At 71.0% G+C, this 8,013-nt stretch carries 6 protein-coding genes; all 6 read left to right on the forward strand.

The features are described 5' to 3' along the window. The first annotated feature begins 140 nt into the window (after positions 1-140). Positions 141-941 carry a hypothetical protein gene (locus tag VGJ14_15690; protein ID HEY2833871.1) on the forward strand — a complete coding sequence of 267 codons (801 nt, stop codon included), beginning with the start codon at positions 141-143 and terminating at the stop codon, positions 939-941. A 178-nt stretch (positions 942-1,119) separates the two neighbouring features. Next, positions 1,120-1,467 (forward strand): hypothetical protein, encoded by a 348-nt coding sequence (locus tag VGJ14_15695; protein HEY2833872.1) that lies wholly within the window; start codon positions 1,120-1,122, stop codon positions 1,465-1,467. 110 nt (positions 1,468-1,577) lie between these two features. Further along, complete coding sequence (locus tag VGJ14_15700) at positions 1,578-3,314, forward strand: ABC transporter substrate-binding protein (GenBank protein HEY2833873.1); 1,737 nt, start codon at positions 1,578-1,580, stop codon at positions 3,312-3,314. Positions 3,315-3,322: 8 nt separating this feature from the next. Further along, a complete protein-coding gene (locus tag VGJ14_15705) occupies positions 3,323-4,663 on the forward strand; it encodes a hypothetical protein (GenBank protein HEY2833874.1) in 1,341 nt (446 codons plus the stop codon). After that, entirely contained in the window at positions 4,660-6,744 is a 2,085-nt protein-coding gene (locus tag VGJ14_15710) for an ABC transporter permease (GenBank protein ID HEY2833875.1), read from the forward strand. The genes VGJ14_15705 and VGJ14_15710 overlap by 4 nt, the downstream gene beginning before the upstream one ends. Further along, a partial coding sequence (locus VGJ14_15715; protein HEY2833876.1) for an ATP-binding cassette domain-containing protein occupies positions 6,741-8,013 on the forward strand: 1,273 nt, incomplete at its 3' end. The genes VGJ14_15710 and VGJ14_15715, both read left to right, overlap by 4 nt.

Below are 8,013 nucleotides of genomic sequence, written 5' to 3' on the forward strand. Positions count from 1 at the left end.
CTCGCCAACCATGCCTGTCCGAATTGACCGACACGCGAATTTACCAAATCTCTAACGGGCCAGTGAAACTTGACCCTTCCTTTTCCCGCCCCTTTTATCGACCCGACGTAAACAAATCGGGGAATGAAAGGTTGAAGCAAATGTCGGTAAGCTTCAAGAAATTGGTGCAGGCAACCGCGCTGGCGGTGCCGCTCGTTGTCGTCAGCCCGCAGCTGCCGGCCATGGCGGCCGACTCGCCCGACCCGGTGGTGGCCGAGGCGCAGTGCGACCAGACCACGGTCGCGCACAGCGCCATGCAGCACTGCGTCAAGCACGCCGCGGACCTGCTCGCCCAGTCGAACAAGCGCAACCAGGGCACGCCCGCTCCCGCCCCGGCACCCGCCGCGGGCCAGACGGCGCCCGCGACCGAGCCCGCACCCGCCGCTGACAAGCCCGCGGCCGACCAGCCCGCGCCCGCCGCTGACAAGCCCGCGGCCGACCAGCCCGCACCTGTGGCCGATGAGCCGGCACCCGCCGTCAAGCCGGCACCCCCCGCGGACAGCAGCAAGCAGGCTGCGCCGGCTCAGGAAGCGCCGGCTCCCACGGGTGTCGTGCCGGCGCCCGCCGCGAACACCGCCCCGGCTGACTGCACGGCCACCGACCCGATCCCCTTCCACCTCGACGCCTGCCAGCTGCTCGACCAACTGGGTGTCACCGAGCTGCTGCTGTCGTTGGGCATCGACCTGAACCAGCTGCCCATTGACCTGCACAAGGTCCTCGAGCTCAAGAGCCTGCTGGAGTCGATGGGTATCTACCAGGACCTGCAGGTCCTCGGCATCGGCAACCTGATCTCCGGGCTCGGCATCGTGCCGCTCGTGGACATGCTGGTTCCGCTCATCTTCGCCGTGCTGGGCCTCCAGTACCTGCTCAAGACCCTTCCGGTCGCGCCAACCGCCGGCTGACCGAGCGCACCGTCAAAGCGCCAGGTGATCCACCCCGCGTCTCCGGCACGCGGGGTGGATCACCTGGTTCGTGTGCCCTCTGGACGCCGGCCCCGAACGGCCCAACAGCCTCGACGCCGACCGGGTCCAACCCAGGATCATCTGGCCACAACCAGACGTAGCCCCGAAAGGTCCTGACATGAATCGGTTCTCCAAGCCGCTGCTTGCGGTTGCGCTGGCCGTGCCGTTCGCTCTCGGGGTTGCCTCCCCGGCCGGTGCCGCCGTCACGCCGGCGCCCGCCACCCCCGGTGCGCCGACCGCCCCCAGCCCCGCACCCGCGCCCGGCGATCTCCTCGACCTCGGCGCTCTGCTGGGCGGCGGCAGCGGTGCGGGTGCCGGTGGCGCTGCCCCGGCCGCCAGCCCCGGCGGAGCGCTCAGCGGCGGCCTGCTCTCGGTGTGCCTGCACGACTGCGACGGGCTGACCGGCAACCTGCTGACCGTGTGCCTGTGGCGATGCGCCTCCACGAGCCCGGCGAAGCTGGACTGAGCCCGTCCCAAGGGGACGTACCAACCCGGTAAATCCTGCTGAACGGGTTCGTACCGCGCAAACCGTCGCTTACGCTCACACGAGGAGACCCTCTTCGTCGGGAGTGACGGGTGCAGTCGGAGAAAAGGCGACGTTCCCGTGCCGACCGACTGATCCTGCGCGGTTACGGCCCGTTGGCGGCGCTCATCGTGGTGCTGCTGTTGATCACGCTGCTCGAGCCGAGCAAGCCGCGTACCCAGGTCAGCACGACGCCCGCCGAGTTCGGCACCGGGTCGGTGCCCGGCGCGGGGCCCGCTGCCACCGCCGCGAACAACGCACCGATCACCCGCGGTCTGCCCGCCTCGGGCACGCTCGCCGCACCCAGCGCTACCCCCACCATTGGTCCGGTGCCCAAGGGCCAGACCGCGCCCGGCGTGCGAGCCAACGCGCCGGCGGCGGCCGGGGCGGCTGTACGCGCGGGCTCGGACTGTTCCGGCGGCACCCGGCAGGACGGTAACTCCGCCTACTCCCCACCGTGCCTGGACTTCTCCGGCAGCAACGGCGGCGCCACCTCGCGCGGGGTCACCGACGACACCATCACCGTGAGCTTCCGGGATCTGGGCAACCCGCTGGGCAAGAACAGCGAGCTGGAGAAGACCGCGGAGAAGAAGGGCATCATCTCCTCGCCGGAGGCGTCCAAGCGCACTCGCGACGCATTGCTGCAGTACTTCAACAGCCACTTTCAGCTCTACGGCCGCAAGGTGAAGCTGGTCGCCTACAAGGGTCGCGGGGACTCGTTCAAGGAGCTGTCCGGCAGCGGCCAGGAGGCCGCCAACGCCGACGCACTGAAGGTGGGTCAGGAGATCAAGGCGTTCGCCGACATGTCCGCGATCAGCCAGCCGTACCTGGACGCCCTGGTCCGTCAGCACGTGGTGTCCTTCGGCGGGCTGCACCTGCCGGAGTCCTACTACCGGGCCCGGGCGCCCTACGCCTGGGGGCAGCTCGTCGACTGCACCACGCTGCTGCGCTCCGCGGTCGACCTGTTGTCCAAGCGCATGCCGCCGACCGGCAACGCGGTCCGCGCGGGTAGCGCGCACCTGCGCACCCAGCAGCGCAAGTACGGCCTGGTGGTGCCCGACGACGCGGTCTATGCGCAGTGCGTCAACGATGCCCGGCCGCTGCTGAAGGCCGCGGGTATCGCGATCACCAAGGAGATTCGCTACTCGCTGGACTTCTCCACCATGCAGCAGGAGGCGCCGAACATGGCGGCGCAGTTGAAGAGTGCCGGGGTCACCACAGTGATCCTGGTGACCGATCCGCTGCTGCCGTTCTTCCTGTCCGGTTCGGCCACCCAGCAGGACTTCTGGCCGGAGTGGTTCCTCACCGGCACCGTGCTCACCGACGCCGACGCGGCCGGGCAGTTCTATGACCAGGATCAGTGGCAGTTCGCCTACGGCCAGAGCTTCATCTCCGACATCCGGCAGGGCAAGGCCTCGGAGTCCTACCGCGCGTACAAGGCGATCCGCCCCCAGGACGAACCGACGATGGCCCGCGACCTGGACTACTACTCGCTGCTCATGCTGTTCATCGGGTTGCAGATGGCCGGCCCCGACCTGAACCCGGCGACCTTCCAGCGCGGCATGTTCGCCTACCCCGGCTACACCGGACCGCTGGGCCATTGGAGCTGGGGTCCGAACGATTACACGGCGATCGACGACGCCCGGGAGATCTACTACGACCCGCATGCGATCAGCCCGTTCGACAACGATCCGGGCCGGTACGTTGCCCCGGACGCGGACCACCGCTACCGCGGCAACTGGCCGACCAAGGCCCCGCCCGCCCCGATCCCGCCGGCGGCCGCGCCGTGAGCCGCCGGATGGTCCCTGTCGGCCTGATCGCGGCGGCCCTGGCCGCGGCACCCCTGTTGCCCGGCGCGATGGCAAGCGCCGACGGCAACGACGCCCGGGTGAATGGGCAGGCGCAGGCCACCTTCGCCCGTCTGGTGCCCTACCTCGGTGTGCCCGGCGTGAACACCAGCCTGGGTACCACCACCGCGCAGGTCGGGTCGGGCACCGCACAGGCCTCCGCGGGCGCCGCCGATTTCGGCCTGGTCGGCACCATCGTCAACGCCAATGCCGGTGACGGTTCCCCCAAACAGCCCACGCTGCAGTTGCCCGAGCCGGTGAACGCGGACTCCGAGGGCACCCAGCACGTCGACCGTAACCCGTTCGCGCCCGCGGGCGCTCCCGCCGCGCCCGCCCCGCCGGCCGGGGCGCCGAGCGTGGGTGGTGCCCACGAGAGCGCCGATGCCACCCGGGCCCCGCTCGCGGCCAACGGCACCGCCACCGGTCCGGACCTGACGGTGCCCGACGTGATCGAGGTGACCGGCGGGCTGAGCCGGTCCACCGCCGACGCCGGCTCCGCCGTCGGTCATGTGACGATCGGTCAGGTCTCGCTGGGCGATGGACAGGTGCAGCTGTTCAACCTGAGCTGGGACGCGGGCCAGCACCTGGGTGCCACCGGGGTGCCGGCCTTCACCCTGGGCGGGATGACCGTCATGGGCAAGCCGCTGCCGGTGGCCGGCCCGGAACAGTTGGCCACCGCGATCGCCTCGGCCAATCAAGCGCTGGACCCGCTCGGTCTCGCCCTGCTGCCCCCCGCCGCGGACACCGCGGACGGCGCCACCGTCGGCCCCCTGGTGGTGCAGTTCCGCAACCCGCAGTCGCTTGTCGGTCCGACCGCCAAGGTGGGCGACGCGGCCGCGCCGCCGCTGCAGCAACTGGCCAAGGCAATCATCGCCGCCTACCCGGATGCCTCGGCGGCGCAGATCGTGGTGAACGCCGCAGTCGGTGCCGCCGGCGGCCGGACCGGTGGACGATTGGAGCTCGGCGGGGTGAGCGCGCGCACCGACCTGGCGCCGCTGGACACGGCGCCGACGGGTCCGGGGGTGGCCCCGGCGCTACCGCCGGTGGTGCCCGGCACAGCGTTGGGTCCACCGCCGAGCGCGCCCGCCCTGCCCACCGCCCCGGCGGCTGCCGGTGCCGGCGCGGCCGCCCCGCCGACGGTGAACGTGGCCGTGGGTGACGTCTCGCCGCGCACGGTGTCCTACGCAGTTGGCCACCACGCCCACCGCACTCTCACCGTCACCCTGCTGGGCCTCGGCCTGCTGGTGGTGTTGCTCATGGCTGCCGGGGACCGGATTCGGGCCATGCGGTGAGCACCGGGCGCAAAGCGCTCGCCGGCTGTGTCGCCGCACCCCTCGCCTGGGTCGTGCTGAACGCGGTGCTGCCCTCCGGGCTGCCGTTGGGTGTGCTGCTGCAGGGCGTGGTGCTCGGATCGTTGACCGGGTGCTCAGCGCTCGGCCTGGTACTGGTCTACCGGTCCTCGCGGGTGGTGAACTTCGCGCAGGCCTCGCTGGGCTCGGCCGCTGCGGTGCTGTCCGTGCAGTTGTTTTCCACCAAGCACTGGAATTACTACGCCGCCCTGGCCGCCGGGGTGTTGGCCGCCGCAGCGGTCGGCGCCCTGTGTGACCGGGTGGTGGTGCAGCGGTTGTTCTGGGCGCCACGACTGATCCTCACCGTGGCCACCATCGGGCTGGCGCAAATCCTGGCCGGTGCCCAGCTCGGGGTGCCGCACCTGCTCGGCGGCAGCACCGGGCTGGGCGGACTGACGACCGGATTCCGCACCCCGCTGCACATCGACTTCACCTTCGGCGCGCTGCGGTTCTCCGGCGCGCACGTGATGGTGCTGATCACCGTGCCGATCGTGCTCGCGCTGTTCGCGGTGTTCCTGCGGTCCACCGCGCTCGGCGTGGGCATCCGCGCCACCTCGTCGAATGCCGAACGCGCAATGCTGCTGGGCATCCCGGTACGCAGACTGTCCACCATGGTGTGGGCGCTGGCGGGCGCCCTGTCCGGATTGGCGGCCATCCTGGCCGCGCCGCTGGTCGGGTCCGGCGGCGACCTGACCGCGGGCCCCACGCTGCTGCTGCCCGCGCTGGCCGCGGCGGTGATCGCCCGTATGGAGAGTCTGCCCGGCGCGGTCGGCGCGGGCATCGCGATCGGCGTGTTCCAACAGGCGGTGTTCTGGAACACCTCCCGGTCCAGCTACGTCGACGTCGCCCTGTTCGCCGCCGTGCTGGTGGCACTGCTCGCGGAGCGCTCCGCGCTGTCCCGCGTGCAGGACGCGAACACCGCCGGTTGGAGCAGTGCCGAGGAGACGCCGCCGGTGCCGTGGGAACTCGCACACCTGCCGGAGATCGTCTGGGGTCGTCGAGTGCTGTTCGCTGCCGTCGGCACCGGGTTGATCGTGCTCCCCTACTTTCTGAGCCCCAGTCAGACCTCGCTGATCGGCACCGTCACCATCATCTATGGGTTGGTCGCGGTATCGCTGGTGGTGCTCACCGGCTGGGCCGGGCAGATCAGCCTGGGCCAATTCGCCATCGCCGGGTTGGGCGCGGTGGTCACCGGTGACCTGATCGCCAAGGCGGGGGCCGATCTGATCGTGGCGATGCTGGCCGGTGGCGCCACCGGGGCGATCACCGCGCTGGCCGTTGGGCTGCCCGCGCTGCGCATCCGTGGCCTGTTCCTCGGGGTGACCACACTCGCCTTCGCCGTCCCCCTGTCCACCTTCCTCCTCAACCCGGCGAACTTCCCGAGCCTGGTCCCGCAGCAGGTGGACCGCCCGCTGTTCCTGTCCCGCTTCGACCTCTACAACGAACGCACGCTGTACTGGTTCGCGCTCGGCGTGCTGGCCCTGTCGCTGGTGCTGGTCATCGGCATCCGCAACTCCCGGCCGGGCCGCGCGATGGTTGCGGTGCGGGACAACGAGCGCGCCGCCGCGGCACGGGGGTTGAACCCCACCGGCGTGAAACTCGCCGGGTTCGCCGTGTCCGGCGCGTTGGCCGGCGTGGCCGGCGGGTTGCACGTGATCGCGTTGGACGGTGTGCGGGCCGGTAGCTACTCGCCGACCATGGCCTTCGAGGCGTTCTCGATGTTGGTGCTGGGCGGGGCCACCTCGTTGTCCGGGGCGTTGGCCGGGGCCACCTTCCTGAGGTTGGCTCAGTACTGGTTGACCGGCGGCCTGCAGCTGGTGGTCACCGGCGCCGGCGTGTTGGTCGTGCTGCTGGTGCTGCCGGGCGGGTTGGCCCGCATTCTCAACGAGGCGCGCGGCGTGACGTTCCGCGCGGTGGCCCGCGCCCGCGGCATCACGCTGTCCGGACCGGGCGGACAGAGCGGGGCTACCGAGGTTGATCTGGCCGCTATCGGGACCCGGATCGGTGAGGTGGTGCGGTCATGAGCGCATTGTTGGAGTGCACCGGCCTGGAGGTCAGCTACGGCCGCAACCACGTCCTGCACGGGGTCGACCTGCAGCTGCGGGCCGGGGAGATCCTCGCCGTGCTGGGCACCAACGGCGCCGGTAAGTCGACCCTACTGCGAGCGATCTCCGGACTCACCCCGCCGAAGAAGGGCACCGTGCGCTTCGGTGGGCGCGACGTCACCGGGACCGATCCGATGCGGATGGCCCGCGAGGGCCTGGCGTACATGCCCGGCGGCCGCGGCATCTTCCCGGACCTGACGGTGGGTGAGAACCTGCGGATGGCCACCTGGATCAGCCGCGGGAACAAGACGCACTGCGCCGCGGTGATCTCCCACGTGCTGGAGCTCTTCCCCGCGCTGTCCGGCCGGTTGGACGATCGCGCCGGCCTGCTGTCCGGTGGGCAACAGCAAATGTTGGCGCTGGCCCAGGCCCTGGTGCAGGGCCCGGCCGGCGAGGACGGTCAGCCGGGCACCCGGGTGCTGCTCATCGACGAACTCTCACTCGGCCTGGCGCCCACGGTGGTCGCCGAACTGCTCGAGGTGGTCGGTCGGTTGCGCGCCGCGGGCATCGGCATCGTGCTCGTCGAGCAGTCCGCGGAACTGGCGCTGCAGGTCGGCGATCGCGCCATGTTCCTGGAGAAGGGTGAGGTGCGCTTCTCCGGGCCGGCCGCGGACATCCTCGCGCGCGGCGACCTGATCCGTTCGGTGTTCCTGGCCGGCGCGCTGGAGTCGGCACCGCTGCCCCCGACGGAGCAGGTGGTGAGCACCACCGGGCGCCCCGCGGTGTCCTGCACCGGTCTGCGCAAGAGCTTCGGTGGCGTCACCGCGATCGATGACGTGGACCTGGAGATTCACCCCGGCGAGATCGTTGGCCTGATGGGCCCGAACGGCGCCGGCAAGACCACCATCCTCGATGCCCTGTCCGGCTTCCTCACCCCGGAGGCCGGACGCGTGTTCCTGGGCGGCCGCGAGGTCACCGACCTGCCGCCGCAGGCCCGCGCACACCTCGGGCTGGGCCGGTCCTTCCAGGACGCGCGCCTGTTCCCCGGCCTCACCGTGGCGGAGACCATCGCGGTCTCCTGCGAACGATGGGTCAGCTCCCGCGAACCGTTGGCTGCCGCGTTACGGCTGCCCGCCTCGCTGCTGTCCGAGATGGACGTGGCCGACCGGGTCGAGAGCGTCATCGCGATGCTGGGCCTGCAGGTCTTCCGCGACCGGTTCGCCGCGCAGCTGTCCACCGGCTCCCGGC

The sequence above is a fragment of the Sporichthyaceae bacterium genome, from assembly GCA_036493475.1.
Lineage (GTDB): Bacteria > Actinomycetota > Actinomycetes > Sporichthyales > Sporichthyaceae > DASQPJ01.

What these genes read in the sequence shown, in the direction of transcription:
- VGJ14_15690 (HEY2833871.1), top strand. Translation starts at nt 141, where the DNA reads ATGTCGGTAAGCTTCAAGAAATTGGTGCAGGCAACCGCGCTGGCGGTG.
- VGJ14_15695 (HEY2833872.1), top strand. Translation starts at nt 1,120, where the DNA reads ATGAATCGGTTCTCCAAGCCGCTGCTTGCGGTTGCGCTGGCCGTGCCG.
- VGJ14_15705 (HEY2833874.1), top strand. Translation starts at nt 3,323, where the DNA reads ATGGTCCCTGTCGGCCTGATCGCGGCGGCCCTGGCCGCGGCACCCCTG.